The sequence below is a fragment of the Shewanella sp. M16 genome, assembly GCF_018224605.1.
Lineage (GTDB): Bacteria > Pseudomonadota > Gammaproteobacteria > Enterobacterales > Shewanellaceae > Shewanella > Shewanella oncorhynchi.
This window is the reverse complement of record NZ_JAGTUL010000007.1, coordinates 20870-41996: the sequence shown is the minus strand read 5'-3', so window position 1 is coordinate 41996 and position 21127 is coordinate 20870. Positions and strand designations below refer to the sequence as shown.

The following is a 21127-nucleotide window of genomic DNA, read 5'->3' as shown; positions in this document are numbered from 1 at the left end:
TGTTTGATATATCAAACACGAGATTATTTTTAGCTCAGTGATTCAATTCTGGTGATCTTGAGTAACAGGACTAGCCTGCAAAGCAAAGCGGGTGATGGGAGCGGTGACAAATATCAAGGATGGCTTTGGCAATACCAAAGCCATCCCAAAATTAAGCTAACTAGTTCATTGGTGTACGGTCGCGTTTCTCTGCCCGTCTTGCCATATACCAAGAAAGGAAAGCGATGAGTGAAACACACAGTATGATCAGCGTCGCTAAGGCATTGATCTTAGGAGAAACTCCTAAACGTACCGAAGAGAACACCACCATAGGCAAGGTCGTTGCACCAGGGCCTGAGGCAAAGCTTGCGATCACTAAATCGTCTAAAGACAAACTGAATGACAACAACCAACCCGCCACCAGCGCTGGCGAAATCATAGGCACAGTGATCAAGAAGAAAGTCTTGAGCGGTGTTGCCCCTAAGTCCATTGCCGCCTCTTCGATTGACATATCAAGCTCGCGCAATCTTGAAGACACCACCACAGCCACATAGGCAGCACAAAATGTTGAGTGTGCAATCCACACTGTCATCATGCCACGCTCCCTAGGCCAGCCCAACAAATCTGCCATGTGCACAAACAGTAAAAGCAAAGACAGACCAGTGATCACTTCAGGCATTACCAGCGGTGCAGTAATCATGTTCGACAGGGTCAGTTTTGCCCATGAACGCTTAAAGCGTGTCATCACAAAGGCTGCCATAGTGCCGATAATGACCGCCATAGTTGAGCTATAAAACGCTATCCGCAGGCTGGTCCATACTGCATCTAAAATCTGTTGGTCTTGAAATAACTCGCCATACCATTTAGGTGAAAATCCACCCCATACCGTCACTAATTTAGAGTCGTTAAAGGAATAAATCACCAGCACTAACATAGGTGCATACAAGAAAAATAAGCCAAACCAGAGCATCACTGAAGAAAAGCTTAATTTTTTCATAGGTCTTTCTCCAAACTACGCGCCTGATAGCGATGGAATAAAGTGATCGGAATAATCAATAGACCCAACATCACAATCGCCAGTGACGAAGCCACAGGCCAGTCGCGGTTATTGAAAAACTCTTGCCATAACACTCGACCTATCATCAAGGAATCGGGACCACCGAGTAGCTCTGGGATCACAAACTCACCCACGGCAGGAATAAACACCAGCATAGAACCAGCAATCACACCACTTTTTGACAGCGGGAAAGTGATTTTCCAGAAGGTATTCAAACGGCTTGAACCTAAGTCAGACGCAGCTTCAATCAAACTCATATCAAGTTTCACTAAGGTGGCGTACAAGGGCAGAATCATAAAGGGTAAATACGCATAGATAATGCCGATATACACGGCAATATTGGTATTGAGGATCTGTAACGGCTCAGAAATAATCCCCAACCACATCAGTGAATTATTGATGATCCCTGTGTTACTTAAGATCCCCATCCAAGCGTAAACGCGGATTAAAAATGAGGTCCAAGAAGGCAACATAACTAACAGCAGCAGCACGGTTTGCAACCGCGCAGGGGCACGGGCAATGGCATAGGCCATTGGGTAGCCAATAATCAAGCAGCCCAAGGTCGAAATTAACGCCATTTTCAATGAGCTGAGATAAGCCATGTAATATAGCGAATCATCAAGCAACATCAAATAGTTACCCAAATGCAGGAAGATATTTAATACATCGTCAGCATATTGGAATGTTGCTTCATAGGGCGGGATAGCAATCGCCGCCGTCGAAAAACTCAGTTTAAGGACAATCGCAAACGGTAAGGCAAAAAACAGCAGCAGCCAAGCGTAGGGAATACCTATGGTCCAGAAGCGGCCCTTAAGCCACTTTACTTTAATGGGTTTCTTCATGATCTCAACACCACGCCACTGGTGTCCTCCCAACTAATGAACACTTCGTCATCCCATGTGGCATGATCAGCGCGGCGTTCACGGTTAGTCATACTGCACTGTACGATTTGACCATTCTCTAAACGAATGTAATAGACTGAAATACCGCCTAAATACGCGATATCATGCACGATTCCTTTCGCCCAGTTGTACTGACCTTCAGGCTGCTCACGGCTAATAATGGTCTTTTCGGGACGCACTGCTAGCCAAACATTCTTATCTTCAACGTTAGTCGTGACGCCATAACCGACATAGAAAGGTTGGGCCAAATCATTAGACTTAATGATCAGATGGTCGACTTCATCTACTTCAATCGCGCCACCAAACAAATTCACAGTACCGATAAACTCAGCAATCATGCGGCTGTTCGGGCTTTCGTAAATATCCATTGGCGAGCCAGTTTGAGCAATCCAGCCATCACTCATGATCGAAATTCGACCAGCCATTGTCATGGCTTCTTCCTGATCGTGGGTCACCATCACGCAGGTCACGCCGACACGCTCAAGGATTTCAACCACTTCTAGCTGCATTTGGGTACGCAGTTTTTTATCTAATGCGCCCATAGGCTCATCGAGCAGTAATAATTTAGGTCGTTTCGCCAATGAACGGGCCAGTGCAACACGCTGGCGCTGACCACCAGATAACTGATGCGGTTTACGCTTACCATATTGCTCCATATGCACGAGTTTCAGCATATCTTGCACACGCTGTTCAATTTCGGCTTTAGGCAGCTTGTCTTGCTTCAAACCAAATGCAATGTTTTGTGCCACTGTCATGTGGGGAAACAAAGCATAGGATTGAAACATCATATTAATGGGACGTTCGTATGGTGGTAAATCGGTGATATCTTCCCCATCAAGGAAAATACGGCCAGAGGTGGGCTTTTCAAAACCCGCCAACATACGCAATAGTGTTGACTTACCCGAGCCCGAGCCGCCAAGTAAGGCAAAAATTTCGCCTTTATTGATAGTTAATGACACATCGTCGACAGCCCGCACGTCATCGAATAATTTGCTTACCCGCTCAATCTTGAGCAGTACTTTTTCTTGCGTCTTTGTTGTCGGTTTATTGGTGACGCTCGAGGTGATTGCCATAGTACTTCTCCACCCGAAAATGAGGCGTAGATACGCTCAAACTCTAGGTTCAACACGATTAATGAATGAAAAGTGGTTAAACAAACTGTGTCAAATCCTATACGTGGATTAACTATGCATAAGATTGGACATAGAAGTTTGCCAAGCTGGGGGCAAGCTAGGCTTGCCCCCTATCGACTATTGTCCTGACTTCACTTTGGTCCAAACACGGGTTAATACGCGCTGAATTTTCAAAGGACGAATTTCACCGATATAAAGTTTGTCTAACACTTCTTGTGGTGGATAGATCGCAGGATCGGTACGGATAGCCTCATCAACCAGAGGTTGAGCGGGATCGTTCGGGTTAGCATAGGCCACATAGTTAGAGATAGGCGCTATGACTTCTGGACGTAGAAAATAGTTAATCAGCGTGAGTGCATTATCGACGTTCGTTGAATCAGCAGGGATAGCTAACATATCGAACCACAGATTGGCACCTTCTTTTGGAATGGAGTAGCCAATCTTATTGCCATTTTTTGCTTCTTCAGCACGGGCCTTCGCCTGGAATACGTCACCGGAGAAACCGTAAGCGACACAGATGTCACCGTTCGCTAAGTCAGAAATATAACGTGAAGAATGGAAATACGTCACATAAGGACGAATTTTTTCCAGTAACTCACCCGCTTTTTCATAGTCTTCAGCCTTAGTACTGTTAGGATCTAAGCCTAAATAAATCATCGCCTGTGGCACCATGTCGTCGGCAGAGTCCAACATAGCAAAGCCACACTTAGAAATTTTTTCAGCGTATTTAGGATTGAAGATCAGTTCCATTGAGTTAAATGGCGCATCTTCCCCCACAGCGGCTTTCACTTTATCGATGTTGTAACCAATGCCATTGGTTCCCCATAAATAAGGCACGGCATATTGGTTACCCGGATCGGCTTTTTCAAGCAACTTCATCAGGGCTGGATTTAAATTTTTAAAATTAGGTAACTTAGCACGGTCTAAAGGTTTGAAAGCACCCGCTTTGATTTGCTTAGCGAGAAAGTGGTTAGAAGGTACAACGATATCGTAGCCACTACGACCAGACAGTAATTTAGCCTCAAGCACTTCATTACTATCAAATACATCGTAAATTACCCTAATGCTCGTTTCTTTCTTGAAGTTTTCTAAGGTATCTTCCGCGATATAATCTGACCAGTTATACACGCGAACCACTTCTTCCGCTTGGGCCACTGCGCTTGCAAATACGCTCGCAGTTACCAGCGCTAATGTGGTCATCTTATTAAATAGCTTCATGCTTTCTCCTTTCTCGGGTAGCAGAACTGCTTAAGCAAATTCTGACATTGTGTCACCGGGCTGCCCGGATATTGTTGTTATTTTCGACCAATGCTACACCTTAAAAACCGCATCGGCAGTCTCTACGGCATGATAACCATGCCTACTTTATATCTTGCTGCAATTTGTTAAGTATCAGGTTTCGTGCCAAATTTTCGAGGCATCGGTATTGCATTAACACTCAAAAAAATAGACTAGATATGACACTGCTTGTACATTTTGCAACATTAAGGCAAATGCCTCAAGTCCCTAAGCAATCGCAAAAAAAAACTTAGATAAACACATTTTAAATATGACTAACAATTAGTTAGTAACGCTAGTAAGCGAACAACCTAAAATTGTTAAGCCTATTTTACTTCCCTTGCAGACAAGCAATGGAATTGAATAATCACTTTAACGGACAAGCCATTAAAAACCATCATATTATTTAACAAGCGAGTTGCACCAGTTAAGTGCAACCTCACTAAAACAGTGCACGCATCAGTATCGTTATGGCCAACGTTAACCCCTTATTCCTTGAGTTAACGCGGCAACACGGTCAGTGCAATCAATCCAAAACATTACACAGTGAGTAATAGGAATTCACGTTCCCATGAGCTGACAACACGGCGGAAGTTTTCAAGTTCAGCCTGTTTTACCGCAACAAATCCAGTGGTGAAGGATTCGCCTAAATATTGCTTACAGGCATCACTTTCTTCCATCGCCGCTAATGCTTCCTCTAATGTCAGCGGTAAACAATGGGTATTATTGCTACGGCTTTCATTGGCTTTACCTTGCACAGGAGTCGAAGGTTTTAGCGACTCAACCATGCCGATATAGCCACACAACAAGCTCGCGGCAATCGCCAAATAACAGTTAGCATCGGCGCCGGGAATGCGGTTCTCAATGCGACGGTTTTGTGGTGAAGATTCTGGAATGCGTAAACCACAGGTACGGTTTTCATCGCCCCATTCTAAGTTTACAGGTGCCGAAGTGCCGGGGAGGAAACGACGAAACGAGTTCGCATTTGGCGCCATCAGTGGCAGCAACTCAGGAATGAATTTTTGTAAGCCTGCAATATATCCCAAGAATAGCTTGCTCTTAGTACCATCTTCATTGGTGAAAATATTCTTGCCCGTCTCTTTATTGATCACGCTTTGATGAATATGCATCGCACTGCCAGGTTCATCCGTCACGGGTTTTGCCATAAAAGTGGCGCACACATCGTGCTTCAGCGCGGCTTCCCGTAAAGTGCGTTTAAAGATAAACACTTGATCAGCTAAAGATAATGCATTGCCATGACTGAAGTTAATCTCCATCTGTGCGGGACCATCTTCATGGATTAAAGTATCGATATCTAAACCTTGAAGCTCACACCAATCGTACATGTCTTCAAACATAGGATCGTATTCGTTGGCAGCATCAATAGAGAATGACTGGCGACCCGCTTCGGGGCGACCTGAACGACCAATTGGAGGCTTTAAGGGTAAATCGTGGTCGTCACTACGACGAGTCAAATAGAACTCCATTTCGGGAGCGATAACAGGTTCCCAGCCCTGTTCGTCATAGAGAGACAACACTTTTTTCAATACGTTACGTGGTGAAAGCTCAATAGGATTACCCATTCTGTCGTAGCAATCGTGGATAACCTGTGCCGTGGCTTCGATGGTCCAAGGCAACATAAAGACGGCATTTTCATCGGGTACACAAACAAAATCGATGTCGGCTGCATCGAGCAAACTGTAGTAAATCTCTTCGTCGACAAAATCACCCGTCACAGTTTGCAACAACACACTTTCGGGCAAACGCATGCCTTTTTCATCGAGAAACTTATCGACTGGAGCAATCTTGCCGCGGGCGATGCCAGTCATGTCACTGATAACACATTCGACTTCTGTGATTTTTCGTTCTTTTAAAAAAGCGATTAGCTTATTCATTATTATTTCACTCGAGTTGTAGCCCTACGTCGGCATGCATCACCGAAGGCATTGAAAATGGAGAGGTAAAACGGATTCTCGCTCACCTTCCACTCTGGATGCCATTGCACACCGAGGGCAAATTCTTTAGTACCAATTACGGAGAAAGCCTCCACTAACCCATCTGGAGCATAAGCTTCTGGCCGCAACCCAACACCCAGGCGCTCCACGCCTTGAGTATGTACAGAGTTAATCTCTGCAGAGTTACGGCCCCAGGCCTCGTAAATAAGCCCCCCGGGCTCAACAGTAATACTGTGAGAAGCCCCATACTGCACATCTAAGGATGTGGTTTTATCTTCTCGATGTTCAATAAAGCCACCCACCTCATGGAGCTTCTGATGCAAACTGCCACCAAAAGCCACATTCATTTCTTGAAAACCGCGACAAATACCTAATACAGGTACCCCAGCAGCAATAGCAGCGTGGATCAGCGGCAAAGTTGTCGCGTCACGTTTAGGATCATGGTGTGTACCAAGCTCACTCGGCTGGCCTGCATAAAGATGGGGTTCTACATTAGAAGGAGAGCCAGTAAACAAAATACCGTCAAGACGCTCTAAAATAGCGTCTATCGGTAAATCACTACCTAAAGATGGGATCACTAACGGCCAGCCTTTCGCGCCATTAACTACACCTAAAAGGTATTTTTCACCAACAATATTAAAGGGGTGTGATCCCAATTGTTGATTGCATGCAATAACACCTATGAGGGGTAAATCGGCTGACATATCTCACCTTTAGAATAGATTTTACTAGCATAACGAACACTTTGCCTTTAAATGTTCATTTTTTCACACAGTACACCGAAATTTAGCACTAGGCAAGAGGTTAAACACTTGTTAAAGGTTATTTAATCCACTTATTCTTAATAAGCATAGATAACATGTAGTTAAATGTATATTTACCCCATTTCTCGCTAATTCATGTATATAAACCAGCGGTTACACCAGCATAAAGCTCACTTTTTACAGGGTAAATTAAACCGTATTCGAACCAAATTTGAACCAATATTATTTACACAAAGAAGAGGATATATAACCAATATGACAGGGTTAGAAAGTAGGTAATACCAATCGTATTAAATATCTGTTCATTCAGCGGGAGTTCAACGCGCTTTAGACAAGGCGAAGGCTTGAAGGCATAGTGGTGCTCTGTCGAAAGCCTTAAACGCAGTATAAAGTGCGTTGAAACCCGCCCTTCGGGAGCCTCACAGGCATCCCACTCCCGTGTTGCATTGACTTAAAAGGGAATGACCATTTCTGCGTCAATGCGCCTTGGATTGAAATGCCTGTGAGGCTCTGAACTGATTAGATATTTAATGTGATTGGTATAAATCCGCAGTAATGTTGAATAACAGTATTACGCCACTCACTTTTAGTGAGTAAGTGGCCTAATATGTTGAATAATAGGGTAAGTTAATGACTTAATTAGAAGTTTGCAGGTGTAGTCGCACTCACTAGGCGACAAGGTTCATCGAAGGGATTGCGGAATCTATGGGGCAATTCACTGTTAAAATAATAACTGTCACCCGCTTCCAAAATATACACTTCATCCCCAACAGTGAGTTCGAATTTACCTTCTATCACCATAGCGGCCTCTTCACCTTCGTGCTTTAGCATCTCTTCACCCGTATCTGAACCGGGTGGATAAATCTCATTCATCACTGACATTGCGCGGTTCGGGTAATCACGACCGATCAGTTTAAATTCAAGTGGTCCAGTACCGATATTCAGTAATTCATTGGATCGATAGACGACCTTTTGCTCACTATCCGTTGAGGCTTCAATGGAGAAAAAGTCCACTAAAGACATCGGGATACCCGACAGCACTTTTTTTAAAGAGCTGACTGACGGGCTAACACTGTTTTTCTCGATCATTGAAATCGTACTGTTAGTCACACCAGCACGTTTGGCTAATTCTCGTTGAGATAAGCCTTTCATTTTTCGAACAGTTTTGAGGCTGGCTCCAATATCCAAATTTCACATCCCCCTAAAGGCTCGGGTCAATCCCGATAGATGACGAACAGGTTGTTCAGGATAAACACCATCCAGAACGCATTTTCGCCCAAAAAGCGCGTGTTTTACTGCTTTCATTGTATTCTACATAAAAAGCGTGTTAAATAAAACGAACACTTTTTTGCGTCATGTTAAAAGTGTGATGAGTATACTGAGACAAGTCCAATTTACAATAAAAACAATTTTTGGGAGCCATAATGGCAAGCAAACCTCCAGTGCACAGCGAACAGTATCCACACTCTTATTATGTTGATACTGCTAAAGAAATTTACGCGCACCCACAACTCGAAGGCAATATCAGTGCCGATGTCTGCATAGTGGGCGGCGGCTTTAGCGGTATCAATACCGCCATAGAACTCGCACAGCGCGGTATGAGTGTCGTGCTGTTAGAAGCGAGGCGAATTGGCTGGGGCGCATCGGGGCGTAATGGCGGCGAACTCATTCGCGGCATAGGCCATGACCCTGCACAATTTCAAAGTGAAATCGGCACTGAAGGTGTTCAAGCAATTCAACAGATGGGCTTTGAAGCCGTCGAGATAGTGCGAAATCGCATACGAGAACACAGTATCGACTGCGATCTGCAAATGGGTTATTGCGACTTAGCGGTTAAACCTCGTCACATGGATGAGCTTGAAGAAGAATTTAGCGCACTCAAGGCCATGGGTTATCAGCAAGAAATCAAGCTGTTAACTAAGGCGCAATTAGGTGAAGTCATAGGCTCAGATTTTTATCAAGGCGCGCTAGTTGATATGGGTAGCGGTCATCTGCACCCACTTAATCTTGCCCTAGGTGAGGCCCGCGTCGCCCGTAATCTCGGCGCTAAGTTGTTTGAGTACAGCGCTGCTGAAAAAATCATTCAAGGCGCCAAACCTAAGGTCATTACCGCTAAGGGCGAAGTCACATGCCAATACTTAGTGCTGGCGGGCAATGCCTATATCGGCCACAAACTTAATAGCTTTGTAGGGGGAAAAGTATTACCTGCAGGCAGTTATTTATTGGCGACAGAGCCCTTAACTGAGGCCCAATGCGCGAGTATTATCCCGCAAAACATGGCCTTCGCGGATATGCGAATTGCCCTAGATTACTTTCACTTATCGGCAGATCGTCGTTTGCTATTTGGCGGCCTTTGTACCTATTCGGGTAAAGATCCGAAAGACATTGAAGCGGCACTAAGACCGAATCTTGAGAAAGTTTTCCCGCAATTAAAAGGGGTACGTATCGATTATGAATGGGGCGGCATGATAGGTATCGGTGCTAACCGTATGCCACAAATTGGTCGCCTTCCTGATGCAAATAATATTTTTTACGCCCAAGCCTATGCGGGACACGGCGTGAATGCCACTCACATGGCGGCAAAACTGCTTGCCGAGGCCATTTGCCAACAGGCGGGACATTTCGATGTATTTGCTAAAATCAAACACATCACCTTCCCCGGCGGCCCGACGTTCCGCTCACCTATGCTCGCTGCAGGCATGCTATATCACAGATTTAAGGACTTGTTTTAAGTCGCTTGTTACGCCTTGCCCACAGGATAAAAGGGATAGACCCAAGATAATGCACGACTAAAGCCACCAAGACGCCAAAGCCAATACCACTAGAAGTTAAAGGTATCCCTGGCTTAAAGTTACTGATGGTTTTCTCAAGATAATCAAAGCGAACAGGGTTAAACATATAGGCAGTTTTCTCAAACAAATTGCCCGTATTAAAAATCGCCACGCCCTGTGTTAACGCTTTATAAAGCGCCAGTGTCTGTACCTTTTGCTCAGCGTCGGCACGCACACTTGGCTCCTCATTTTGCTGGTGGCGGGCAATCATGGCATCAACATCGGCGTAATGATATTCCTTAGCCGTTGCCTCGTAACCTTCTACCTGCCATCGAGTCGATTCATAAAGGCCTGATAAAAATTGCTGATAATGATCAGCCAGTTGTGGTAACTGTAAGGCAATCACTAAAATAAATCCAAATACCAATTTATCGATCAATCTCGCTATCAAAGGTTTCTCCTTGGCATTTCGCCAAACGACGTAAAAGTCACATGATGTTCAACAAAAACCACGGCTAACTTAATTAATCTACAGCACTAATTTCAATGGTGATACTCAATTAACACTTATCGGCAGATCGTTACGGCTGCCCCAATCCGCCCATGAACCGTCATAGAGGATAGGATGTGTATGCCCCGCGGCGACCGAAGCTAAGATCAAAATACACGCCGTAATCCCAGAACCACAGCTGAATATCCTTGCGGATTTATCCGCTGCTAGCCCTTGATAAATAGACTGTAGCTCACTGACCGTTTTGATTTTATTACCATCGAGCACTTGAGCGAAGGGTAAATTAACCGAGCAAGGAATATGTCCTGAGCGCACACCTGGGCGCAGCTCACTCACTTGCCCTAAAAAGCGTGGCGCACCACGGGCATCGACAATCGCCGTTCCGGCATCTTCAATTCGTGATAACACGGCCTCGGCATCCATCACAAGCTCGGGGTGGTATTGCAGCACATCCGCCAAAGTATCGATATCCGTCGGGCCATAATCGACGCCTTCGGCTTGATAACGCGATGAGGTAATGCGGTCTTCTTCAATCCATTGAGGCAAGCCACCATCGAGTACATAGACTCGATTAAAGCCCATGACTTTAAAGGTCCACCACGCCCGTGGGGCTGAATAAATGCCTTGGTTATCATAGATAACGATAACACTGTCGGCTTCAATCCCAAGTTGCGCTATCCCTTGGCTGAATTGCTCAAACGTCGGCAAGGCATGGATTTGAGTTGAAGTTTTATCGCAAAACACATTTTCCAAGTCGAATCGACGTGAGCGCGGAATGCAAATAGGCTCATCGTAAACTAGGGGTTCTTTACCAATAACGGTTTCCATACTGGCATCGAGTAAGACTAAATGGGGATCGGTGAGGTGTGCTTCGAGCCACTGCGTACTAACAAGTGGGTATTCCATAGCGGGTCCTTTTACTGTTATCCAAATCTGCCGATAGTCTCTCACCAAATGCCGTAAAGCCCAAATATCAGCTTAACAAATTGTCTGCTTTGGGATTTTATTTAAAAGCGCCGACTCGGTTTTATGCGCTCAATTATTAGTGCATTCAATCATTAGATTGCAGCGAAGCCGTGTTTTGAAGAGAGTGCTTTCAAACTGCTCATTTTTAATGATGCCGCTTTCAAAACGATCCTGTCGATATGGCCGTGTTCGAGATAGCCGTTTTCGCAACAGTTCTTTTCGAGACAACTGTTTTCAAAATAGCCGCTATTTAATGACTTCTATTTTCACGTCAATCAAGCCAGAAGAAGTATTGCCTATACTACTGAACGCCGATTTAGACAGATCAATAATGCGGCCACGCACGAAAGGCCCTCTATCATTGATTTTCACAATCACACTTTTGCCATTATCGACATTGGTGACCTTAACACTCGAGCCAAAGGGTAACTTTTTATGCGCTGCTGTCTTTAATTTATGTTTGTAAAGTTCACCGCTGGCCGTCTGCTTATTCTGATGTTTATCCCCATAAAATGAAGCCTGACCAGCTTCCGTGAATCCCACCCAGTTTCCATTCTCACCCGTCTGCAGTGAAGAACAGCCAGCCAAAAAACTTAACAATGCCAGCACAGCTAGTTTGACGACATTGAACTGCCTAATTGGGTTTTGCAGTGCATTCACATGACACCCTCTCTAATGAGTGAACGCTTTGCTGACGAGCGAAAGGCTCAGCAAAAGTCTCGGGGAAAATAACCAACAACCTTAGATGGCAAAGCTCTAAGCTTGCATCCTAAAAGATCAAAATAAGAAACAATAAATTTCCACGAGGCTACAGCAGTTGCACGCTAAAATCACGTATTTACAGGTGAATGCTCTTACGTTGAGATAAAATATGCAGTCATAACGAGGCTTTGTTTCCTAATTTAGATCGGTAAACAAAGCCCTAACGAGTTAACACTTTATGGATAATCTCAAATTTGGGTTCTTTACCACTTGGCCATGTAGGTTTCTTTATGGGGTTTTCAAAGGTGGTCAGCCAAATATCAAGATCACTGGAACCAGACAAACAACCCATAAACGCAAAATACATTCCACTATTTATCATGTGACGGGCAAACTGAATAGCGTCTTCAAGAGTGCCCTCTTCCCAGTTATGTGTGAACGTTTCATCATCCCATACCCATTTAATGGGGACTCCACTTTCATCACAAGCGAAGAACCTTACATTTCGATAACCTTTACTTGCTGTTTTTAGAGAATTTAAAAAACTTTCTCTGGTGTTATCGAATCTTTTTTTGAACTCTTCAATATCTAGATCTTTGCTAATAAAGTTCTTCATACTTGCCCTAGAGGTAAATACTACCAACGGTATGACATAACCACACACAAAAAATTCTATCCAATGAGCCCAGTGACTGATGTCGTTTAGCTCTGTTAGAAGCTAATTATGCCAAAGATTGGTATTCATTGCTGCCATTATGAAATAACCTAATTTCGATACATTTTATTTCTTTTTTAGAGGAATTTAATTGCTCCACCAACCAAATATAACCGATTTCATATAGCTTATTTTGTAGGGAGAACAAATCATCTTCTGGCATATTATCTATATCAACATTCAATAATTGATACCAATTAAAGGCTTTAAATTCAGAAGCATCCTCAAACTCACATACTGCGGTTAAAAGCCATGCGCCATTCATCATAGAGGCTATATCGACAAAAAAATCACAATATGCTTCACCTTTATTTTTACAAGAAATCGCATATTCCCTAACAAGTTCCATAAAATCGGATTTGTAACTATCGAGGGCTTTACTGACGATTGCCCCACACTCTTCTACATTGTGCATACTTGCCTTCTTATTCAATGCTCTAAGCACCCTATAATATCACAAATAACTTACAACACTTTTCACACTATAACTAAATGCATTAATGGTAATGTTTGAAAGCCACAAATTTATAAGCGATAACTTACGATATTTATGAAGCAGATAAGAATGGAAGTAAATTGAGATATTAATGGGAGTGTTTAAAGTCAATATTCTATCGGGTATGAGTGAGCAACAATATAATGAATCAAGACTGTAACATCTTATCCACAGCAGCAGATACAGATTTTACAAGTAAAATATGGCTTAGAAAAAATGGGGACGGCTTGAGCTCCAAAAAATAAAAAAACTCTTTCCATGTACGATGAAAAGAGGTTTTAGTATTGAGCGAAAGCGGCTCCTTCTCTTATATAGACAAAAAAGAGCGGTTATAAAAATAGTCCGCTTATAGCACGATCCAAGTCGCTTTCAGTTCTGTGTATTTGTCGAAGGAGTGCAGAGATTTATCTCGGCCATTACCAGACTGTTTATAGCCACCGAATGGCGCTGTCATGTCGCCGCCATCGTAATGGTTGATCCATACCATACCAGAACGCAGGGCTTTAGCGGTTTTATGGGCCTTGCTGATATCCGATGTCCACACGCCAGCGGCTAAACCGTAGATGGTATCGTTGGCTATTGATATCGCTTCTTCCATGCCATTAAATTCAATAACAGATAACACTGGGCCAAAGATTTCTTCACTGGCAATTTTCATCTGATTGTTTACGTTAGAAAATACCGTTGGCTGCACATACACACCGCCAGTGTCGGCCATAACTTGGCAGCCACCGTGGACTAAGGTTGCACCTTCATCTTTACCCGCTTTAATGTAACTGAGCACTGTGTCTAACTGTTGTTTATCAACAACGGCGCCGCTCACAGTGGCAGGGTCGAGTGGATGCCCTGGATGCCATGAGGCTAGCTCCTCTGCGATAAGCGCGATAAGCTCATCTTTCACCCCGGACTCCACCAGCAAACGCGAACCTGCGGTGCAAACTTCACCTTGGTTAAAAGCAATGGCTTCGGCAGCAGCAACAGCAGCGGCTTTGAGATCTGGCGCGTCATTAAAGACGATATTAGGGCTCTTGCCTCCCGCCTCTAGCCACACGCGTTTCATGTTCGAGTCACCAGCGTAAATCATTAATTGCTTGGCAATTTTGGTGGAACCTGTGAAAACCAGCGTATCCACATCCATATGCAACGCTAAGGCTTTACCCACAGTATGACCAAATCCTGGCAACACGTTGAGTACGCCTTGTGGGATCCCAGCTTCGATAGCCAATTGCGCCATACGGATAGCCGTTAAGGGTGACTTTTCAGAGGGTTTTAACACTACACTATTACCCGTGGCCAGCGCGGGCCCGAGCTTCCAACACGCCATCAGCATTGGGAAGTTCCACGGAACAATCGCGGCCACAACCCCCACAGGCTCACGGGTGATCATGCCAATTTCATTGTGAGCCGTTGGCGCGAGTTCATCGTAAATTTTATCAATCGCTTCACCAGACCAGCGAATCGCACGGGCAGCCCCCACTACATCCACCGCTTTAGAGAAACGAATCGGTTTACCCATGTCGAGGGTTTCTAACAGCGCGAGTTCATTGGCATTTTCTTCCAGTAACTCGGCGAAACGTATCATCACTTGTTTGCGCTTTACCGGAGACTGCTGCGACCAAACACCAGACTCAAATACGCTGCGGCCATTAGCAACCGCAAGATTGGCATCCGCCAGATCGCAACTCGCCACTTTTACCAACAAGCGACCATCGATAGGACTAATACAATCAAAGGTGTTACCCGAAACGGCATCTTGGTATTCGCCATTGATAAACGCCTTACCATTAATAGACAGGCTGGCAGCCAGACTTTCCCATTCGCTGCGTTTCTTCGGTGTGCTCATGATGACCTCTTAATAATTCGTATAGGTGTGGTTTATCGTTCATCGACAAGAAAATAGTGGTCTGTGACGACTTTAACGCAAATGCTAAACATCATCACAGTCATAATCCGAGCTTCAGGTTACGCTGTTTAAGCAATAAAATTCAATATTTTTTACAAAAATAGCTTTTTTGCCACAAATAACTGCACACGGCTCTTCCATGTTCATTATTTCTAACATAGCATAGCAAATATTAGCCACCCTAAAACAAGACCTGAAAATACAGGACAAGGTAGACACTATGGCCGATTTGCCGCTCAATTCCTCAAGCGCACCCTCACTTGAACATTTCTGGATGCCTTTTACCGCCAACCGCCAATTCAAAACCAACCCGCGGTTACTCACCAAAGCGGAAGGCATGTATTACACGGATATTGATGGTAATAAGGTATTAGATGCCACCGCCGGTTTATGGTGTTGTAATGCAGGCCATGGTCGCAAAGAAATCAGCGAAGCGGTCAGCAAACAAATTAAAGAGATGGACTACGCGCCCTCCTTCCAAATGGGTCATCCTATCGCCTTTGAACTTGCCGAGCGGTTAGTCGAGCTCAGTCCTGAGGGATTGAACAAAGTCTTCTTTACTAACTCAGGTTCTGAGTCCGTCGATACTGCGCTTAAGATGGCACTTTGCTATCACAGAGCCAATGGTCAAGCCTCACGCACCCGCTTTATCGGCCGCGAAATGGGTTACCACGGTGTCGGCTTTGGTGGCATCTCTGTGGGGGGATTAAGCAATAACCGCAAAGCATTTAGCGGCCAATTATTGCAAGGCGTCGATCACTTACCGCACACCTTAGATATCCAAAATGCGGCATTTACCCGCGGACTCTCGCACTTTGGCGCTGAAAAAGCCGAAGTATTAGAACAACTAGTGACCCTGCATGGCGCCGAGAATATTGCCGCCGTGATCGTTGAACCAATGTCAGGCTCAGCAGGGGTGATATTGCCGCCACAAGGTTACTTAAAACGTCTGCGTGAAATCACTAAAAAGCACGGCATCCTACTGATTTTTGACGAAGTCATTACCGCTTTTGGCCGCGTTGGCGCCGCTTTTGCGAGTCAACGTTGGGGCGTTATCCCAGATATAATCACCACGGCTAAAGCCATCAATAACGGCGCCATCCCTATGGGCGCAGTGTTTGTGCAAGATTTTATCCACGACACTTGCATGCAAGGCCCTAATGAACTGATTGAGTTCTTCCACGGCTACACCTATTCCGGTCATCCAGTGGCTGCGGCTGCGGCGCTTGCCACCCTATCAATTTATGAAAATGAGCAATTATTCGAACGCAGTTTTGAGCTTGAACGCTACTTTGAAGACGCAGTACACAGCCTCAAAGGATTGCCGAATGTGATTGATATTCGTAACACAGGGCTCGTCGCTGGGATTCAATTCTCCCCTAACGCTCAAGGCGCGGGTAAACGGGGTTACGGCGTGTTTGAACACTGCTTCCGCCACGGCACTTTAGTACGAGCCACGGGCGACATTATTGCCATGTCACCGCCACTGATTGTCGATAAACGCGAGATTGACCAAATGGTTAATAGCCTAAGCGATGCCATTAACGCCGTTGGATAATAGCATCAGCGGTTCGTTCCACTCTCACATTTAACACCCCGCTGCGGCGGGGAACTTCAAAGGTTAACTATGCTCAAGATCACTCATTTTGTTAATGGTCAGCACACCCCTGCCAGTATAAGAACCCAAGATATTTTTGAACCCGCTACGGGTGAGCTACGTGGCCAAGTCTCACTGGCAAGCGAAACCGAAGTCGGTGAAGCCATCGCAATCGCTAAAACCGCCTTTGAAACCTGGTCGCAAGTCACGCCGCTCAACCGTGCTCGAGTGCTTTTTAAATTCAAAGCCTTAGTTGAGCAGAACCTAGATGAAATGGCGCAGCTTATCACCCGCGAACACGGCAAAGTGATCGACGATGCTAAGGGCGAGTTGATCCGAGGTCTCGAAGTGGTCGAATTTGCCTGTGGTATTCCGCACTTGCTTAAAGGTGAACACACCCAGCAAGTCGGTGGCGGTGTCGATTCTTGGTCAGTTAATCAAGCTTTAGGTGTTGTCGCAGGCATAGCGCCCTTTAACTTCCCCGTGATGGTTCCCATGTGGATGTTCCCAATCGCGATTGCCTGCGGTAACACCTTTATTATGAAACCCTCGGAAAAAGACCCAAGCTCGGTGATGCGGATTGCCGAGCTGCTTAAAGAAGCGGGCCTTCCCGATGGCGTGTTTAACGTGATTAACGGCGACAAAGAAGCCGTCGATACCTTACTCACCCATAAAGATGTGCAAGCGGTGAGCTTTGTAGGCTCAACGCCGATTGCTGAATACATCTACAGTACAGCCTCTAAACATGGCAAACGCGTGCAAGCCTTAGGCGGCGCGAAAAACCATATGTTACTCATGCCAGATGCAGATTTAGATCAAGCTGTTAGCGCCTTAATGGGTGCCGCTTACGGCAGTGCTGGTGAGCGTTGTATGGCAATTTCAGTCGTACTCGCGGTAGGCGATGTGGGCGACGCATTAGTGGAAAAACTGCTACCGCAAATTCAAACCTTAAAAGTCGGCAACGGCCTGACGCCAGAGATGGAAATGGGGCCACTGATCTCCAAACAGCACCTTGCCAAGGTCACCCAATATGTTGAAGCCGGTGTGCAAGAAGGCGCAGCGCTGCTGGTCGATGGCCGTAAACTGAGTGTTGAAGAAAATCCACAGGGTTATTTCCTCGGCGCCTGTTTGTTCGACCACGTCACGCCTGAAATGAGCATCTACCGCGAAGAAATCTTTGGCCCAGTGCTGGCGATTGTGCGCGTGAAAGATTATCAGGCGGCGCTTGAGCTGATTAACCGACACGAATTTGGTAATGGCACGGCGATCTTCACCCAAAGTGGTGAAGCGGCAAGGCATTTCTGTCACCACGTGCAAGTCGGTATGGTTGGGGTGAACGTGCCGATCCCGGTGCCGATGGCGTTCCACAGTTTTGGCGGTTGGAAGCGTTCACTGTTTGGGCCGCTGCATATGCATGGCCCCGATGGCGTGCGTTTTTATACCAAACGTAAGGCAATTACTGCCCGCTGGCCCGTGGGTAAACAGACTCAAGCCGAGTTTGTGATGCCAACGATGAAATAGCCGAATATCAGCTCAACAAGGAAATCGCAAATGACTGTGAGTATCAACGCCATTATTCGCTTTGCTACGGTGCAAACACCCGTCGAAACCTACCAGTTACCGGCGGAAAAGTTGTTAACTGGCAATCCAACTCAAAGGTTAGAGAATCATTATTCTAGCCCTTGTGATCAATTTCACAGTGGGATTTGGCAAAGTGAATCAGGCGCTTGGAAAATAAACTACACTGAATACGAGTACTGCGAAATCCTCGAAGGGATGAGTGTTATCACCGATCTTCAAGGTCAATCGCAGACGTTCACTGTGGGTGACAGGTTTATCATACCCGCGGGTTTTCAAGGCACTTGGGAAGTCGTGGAGCCCTGCCGCAAGGTTTACGTCATTTTCGAACAAAAGTGAGATCAACGAGGCTAATGTTAGCCTCAAAAAAGCTAAGTTATCTTAGCAATAACTCGCCATGAGGTCACAGCAACGGGTTTTCCTAGGCTGTTGTTTGGCAAACCAACGGATGCACTGGCGCAATTGAATAATCATGGCCGCCAGTAACACGTCCGAGTCAACAAAGAAAATGGGAGAAATACCGTGCATAACAATCTGAAAAAAAAACGGCTGGTACAGCTTGTCGGACTCGCGCTAACCACGACCCTATTCTCCGGCATTGCCGCCGCCGAAGTGACAGGGGAAATTAGTCTTACTAACGACTATCGTTTTCGCGGCGTATCACAAACCGCTGGCGATCCTGCCCTGCAAGGTGGTATCGATTGGAGCTTCGATTCGGGTTTCTCTGTCGGGGCTTGGGCAAGTAACGTGGACTTTGATGAGCCAGGTTATAACGGCCCAGCGATCGAATACGATTTCTATGTAGCCTATGGTGGTGAGATCAACGAAGATCTGACCTACGACATCACCCTTAACCGTTATAACTACTCAGGCGAGAGTGATATAGGTTATTTCGAAGTGATTACGGGTATGGAATTTAAGGGCTTTCGCCTAGCCTATTGGTTTACCAATGATTACGGTGGTACTGACTTAGATTATCACTATGGAGAACTAAACTACTCCTACGAATTTGTTGAAAACTGGAGTCTCGATCTGCACTACGGCTATAACGTGGGTGATGCCTTAGATGATGGTGAAGGTTTTGATAGCTACTCAGATTACTCTGTTGGCGTATCGACCGAATTGGCAGGCTTTGGGCTTTCTCTCGCTTGGTTAGGCACAGATCTCAGCGGTGACCAAAAAGTCTCTGACGGTGCATTTAAAAACTCAGATACCGTGCTTGCGAGCGTAAGCTACGCGTTCTAATTTCGCCTTAGCTTGGTCCAACTAAGACACAAAAAAGCCCTCATCATCGAGGGCTTCTTTTTAGCTGTTCAAACAGACTTGACTACCAACTACGCATTTTATGGCCTTTCACCGCGTAGAAAAGGATGAACAAGTAGCATGGCAACATCACAATATAACCGCCCTGCATGCCCATATCTGTCGCCGAACTCATTAAGCCCCAAGACACTGGACCAAAGGCGCCACCTGCAATCCCCATGATGAGAAGCGCAGAACCTGTACTGGTCAATTTACCCATACCAGATAAAGCTAGCGGCCACACCGCAGGCCAAACAATCGCATTAGCTAAACCAAGAAAAGCAATCATCAACAAAGTATCGGGCAGCGCCACACCGCCAAAAGGCACTAACAAAACATTAGCAATAGCGTAGGAATTATTGTCGCCAAACAAAATACCGCACGTCAGTAACAAACCCAGAATAGCCGACACCATCAAAGCCTTAGGCTGTGAAATAAAACGAGGAATTAACAGGATACCTAAAGAATAACCCAACACCATACACACCATAGTATAGGAAGTCATAACACCGTATGACTCTATGCCTAAAGACAAAGCAAATGTACCAATGGTATCGCCAGCAATAACCTCTACAGCAACATAAACAAACAGCGCTAACACGCCAAAGGCTAAGTTAGGGTGAGATAATGCCGCTTTAAGTTGCCCTTTATCCGTATTTTCAGCAGCTTCATCTTCATTCAACAACTCTGGCAAAGGTGATTTTTTTACCGCGAGCGCTAAGATACCGATAAAAATGGCCATGCCTAAATAGGGGAATACTAAACCGTCAGCCATTTCTTCAATTTGTACTTGAGTTAGCTCAGTACCAATACGGTCTTTAAAGCTGTCTAAAATCAACGCCGAAAACACCAAAGGCGCAATCACACCTGCACCTTTATTCAAAATCCCCATCACACTGACGCGCGCGGCCGCAGATTCTTCAGGCCCCAAACGCACCACATAAGGGTTAACCGCAGTTTGTAATAGGGTTTGGCCTGCGCCCATCACTAATTGGGCGAAAAGGAATAAGGCAAATATTTGTGTTTCCGCAGCAGGGATAAACAGTAAGCCCGCCAACATCATCACGCCCATGCCTATCGCCATACCATTCTTATAGCCGACTTTGCGAATAAGCCAAGCGGATGGCAAGGCAGTAAAGGTCACTGCAATGTAGAAAGAAAACAGGATCAACGACGCTTGAAAGGGATTGAGTTGCAATATTTGTTTCAAATAAGGCATCAAAGAACCATTCAACCAAGTGGCGAATCCGAGGATGAAAAAGAGAGCGGCCACTATGGCCATGGGGAGAAAGCTGCTTTTCTGCTGGCTTTTATCGAGTGTCATTTCCATAAACCTGCTTCTTATAGTAATTAATTATTTAGGTGATAACGGGGTTTAAATTAATGCCTAAGTTCCCGAATATCCGTATCGCGACTCGTCCGCAATGGCTAATGTTATCATCCAAACGCACCATTGTTTCAGTGATGTTAAAACAAATAATACAAAAAGACAACGCTGTCATTTAATAAATTCTCGCG

Annotated in this window: 19 protein-coding genes; 5 read left to right on the top strand and 14 right to left on the bottom strand. The window is 45.3% G+C overall.

What is annotated here, in order from left to right:
* Positions 1–160 precede the first annotated feature (160 nt).
* The 7 genes from KFE26_RS06540 to KFE26_RS06510 all read right to left on the bottom strand — a co-directional run bounded on the left by KFE26_RS06540 (position 161) and on the right by KFE26_RS06510 (position 8256).
* Positions 161–976: an ABC transporter permease subunit gene (locus KFE26_RS06540; protein ID WP_105249905.1), complete on the bottom strand. Its 816-nt coding sequence runs from the start codon at positions 974–976 to the stop codon at positions 161–163.
* Positions 973–1878, bottom strand: coding sequence for an ABC transporter permease subunit (locus KFE26_RS06535; RefSeq protein ID WP_212599956.1), 906 nt, complete (start codon positions 1876–1878; stop codon positions 973–975). The genes KFE26_RS06540 and KFE26_RS06535 overlap by 4 nt, the downstream gene beginning before the upstream one ends.
* Complete coding sequence (potA, locus tag KFE26_RS06530; protein ID WP_028760881.1) at positions 1875–3011, bottom strand: polyamine ABC transporter ATP-binding protein; 1137 nt, start codon at positions 3009–3011, stop codon at positions 1875–1877. Before potA ends, KFE26_RS06535 begins: the two co-directional genes overlap by 4 nt.
* A gap of 177 nt (positions 3012–3188) precedes the next feature.
* Entirely contained in the window at positions 3189–4289 is a 1101-nt protein-coding gene (locus KFE26_RS06525) for a polyamine ABC transporter substrate-binding protein (protein WP_028760882.1), read from the bottom strand.
* 599 nt (positions 4290–4888) lie between these two features.
* Positions 4889–6244: a glutamine synthetase family protein gene (locus KFE26_RS06520; RefSeq protein WP_028760883.1), complete on the bottom strand. Its 1356-nt coding sequence runs from the start codon at positions 6242–6244 to the stop codon at positions 4889–4891.
* A gap of 2 nt (positions 6245–6246) precedes the next feature.
* Positions 6247–7008, bottom strand: coding sequence for a gamma-glutamyl-gamma-aminobutyrate hydrolase family protein (locus KFE26_RS06515; RefSeq protein ID WP_168823491.1), 762 nt, complete (start codon positions 7006–7008; stop codon positions 6247–6249).
* Between the two features lie 699 nt (positions 7009–7707).
* Positions 7708–8256, bottom strand: coding sequence for a cupin domain-containing protein (locus KFE26_RS06510; protein WP_028760885.1), 549 nt, complete (start codon positions 8254–8256; stop codon positions 7708–7710).
* A 236-nt stretch (positions 8257–8492) separates the two neighbouring features.
* On the opposite strand from KFE26_RS06510, the gene KFE26_RS06505 reads away from it, so the two are divergent.
* Complete coding sequence (locus KFE26_RS06505) at positions 8493–9800, top strand: FAD-binding oxidoreductase (RefSeq protein WP_212599955.1); 1308 nt, start codon at positions 8493–8495, stop codon at positions 9798–9800.
* Here the strand turns inward: KFE26_RS06505 and KFE26_RS06500 are convergent.
* From KFE26_RS06500 to KFE26_RS06475, 6 genes are all read right to left on the bottom strand, one after another.
* Complete coding sequence (locus tag KFE26_RS06500) at positions 9784–10290, bottom strand: DUF2937 family protein (protein WP_028760887.1); 507 nt, start codon at positions 10288–10290, stop codon at positions 9784–9786. The genes KFE26_RS06505 and KFE26_RS06500 overlap by 17 nt on opposite strands.
* 105 nt (positions 10291–10395) lie before the next feature.
* A complete protein-coding gene (locus tag KFE26_RS06495; protein ID WP_212599954.1) occupies positions 10396–11256 on the bottom strand; it encodes a sulfurtransferase in 861 nt (286 codons plus the stop codon).
* 306 nt (positions 11257–11562) lie between these two features.
* On the bottom strand, positions 11563–11976 hold the full coding sequence (locus KFE26_RS06490) for a septal ring lytic transglycosylase RlpA family protein (RefSeq protein ID WP_212599953.1): 414 nt from the start codon (positions 11974–11976) through the stop codon (positions 11563–11565).
* A gap of 262 nt (positions 11977–12238) precedes the next feature.
* A complete protein-coding gene (locus tag KFE26_RS06485) occupies positions 12239–12634 on the bottom strand; it encodes a hypothetical protein (protein ID WP_212599952.1) in 396 nt (131 codons plus the stop codon).
* A 106-nt stretch (positions 12635–12740) separates the two neighbouring features.
* Positions 12741–13148 carry a hypothetical protein gene (locus KFE26_RS06480; RefSeq protein ID WP_212599951.1) on the bottom strand — a complete coding sequence of 136 codons (408 nt, stop codon included), beginning with the start codon at positions 13146–13148 and terminating at the stop codon, positions 12741–12743.
* Between the two features lie 427 nt (positions 13149–13575).
* The gene (locus KFE26_RS06475) at positions 13576–15072 is read right to left on the bottom strand and encodes an aldehyde dehydrogenase (RefSeq protein ID WP_212599950.1); all 1497 of its coding nucleotides are present in this window, start codon (positions 15070–15072) and stop codon (positions 13576–13578) included.
* Positions 15073–15352: 280 nt separating this feature from the next.
* Between KFE26_RS06475 and KFE26_RS06470 the strand changes: the two genes are divergently transcribed.
* The 4 genes from KFE26_RS06470 to KFE26_RS06455 all read left to right on the top strand — a co-directional run bounded on the left by KFE26_RS06470 (position 15353) and on the right by KFE26_RS06455 (position 19552).
* Positions 15353–16690, top strand: coding sequence for an aspartate aminotransferase family protein (locus tag KFE26_RS06470; protein ID WP_212599949.1), 1338 nt, complete (start codon positions 15353–15355; stop codon positions 16688–16690).
* A gap of 69 nt (positions 16691–16759) precedes the next feature.
* Positions 16760–18250, top strand: a complete 1491-nt coding sequence (locus KFE26_RS06465) for a CoA-acylating methylmalonate-semialdehyde dehydrogenase (RefSeq protein ID WP_212599948.1) — start codon at positions 16760–16762, stop codon at positions 18248–18250.
* Positions 18251–18280: 30 nt separating this feature from the next.
* Entirely contained in the window at positions 18281–18646 is a 366-nt protein-coding gene (locus tag KFE26_RS06460; protein WP_212599947.1) for a cupin domain-containing protein, read from the top strand.
* A 183-nt stretch (positions 18647–18829) separates the two neighbouring features.
* A complete protein-coding gene (locus KFE26_RS06455) occupies positions 18830–19552 on the top strand; it encodes a TorF family putative porin (protein ID WP_113941294.1) in 723 nt (240 codons plus the stop codon).
* A gap of 82 nt (positions 19553–19634) precedes the next feature.
* Here the strand turns inward: KFE26_RS06455 and nagP are convergent, their stop codons facing one another.
* A complete protein-coding gene (nagP, locus tag KFE26_RS06450; RefSeq protein WP_105252977.1) occupies positions 19635–20933 on the bottom strand; it encodes an N-acetylglucosamine MFS transporter NagP in 1299 nt (432 codons plus the stop codon).
* Positions 20934–21127: the final 194 nt, after the last annotated feature.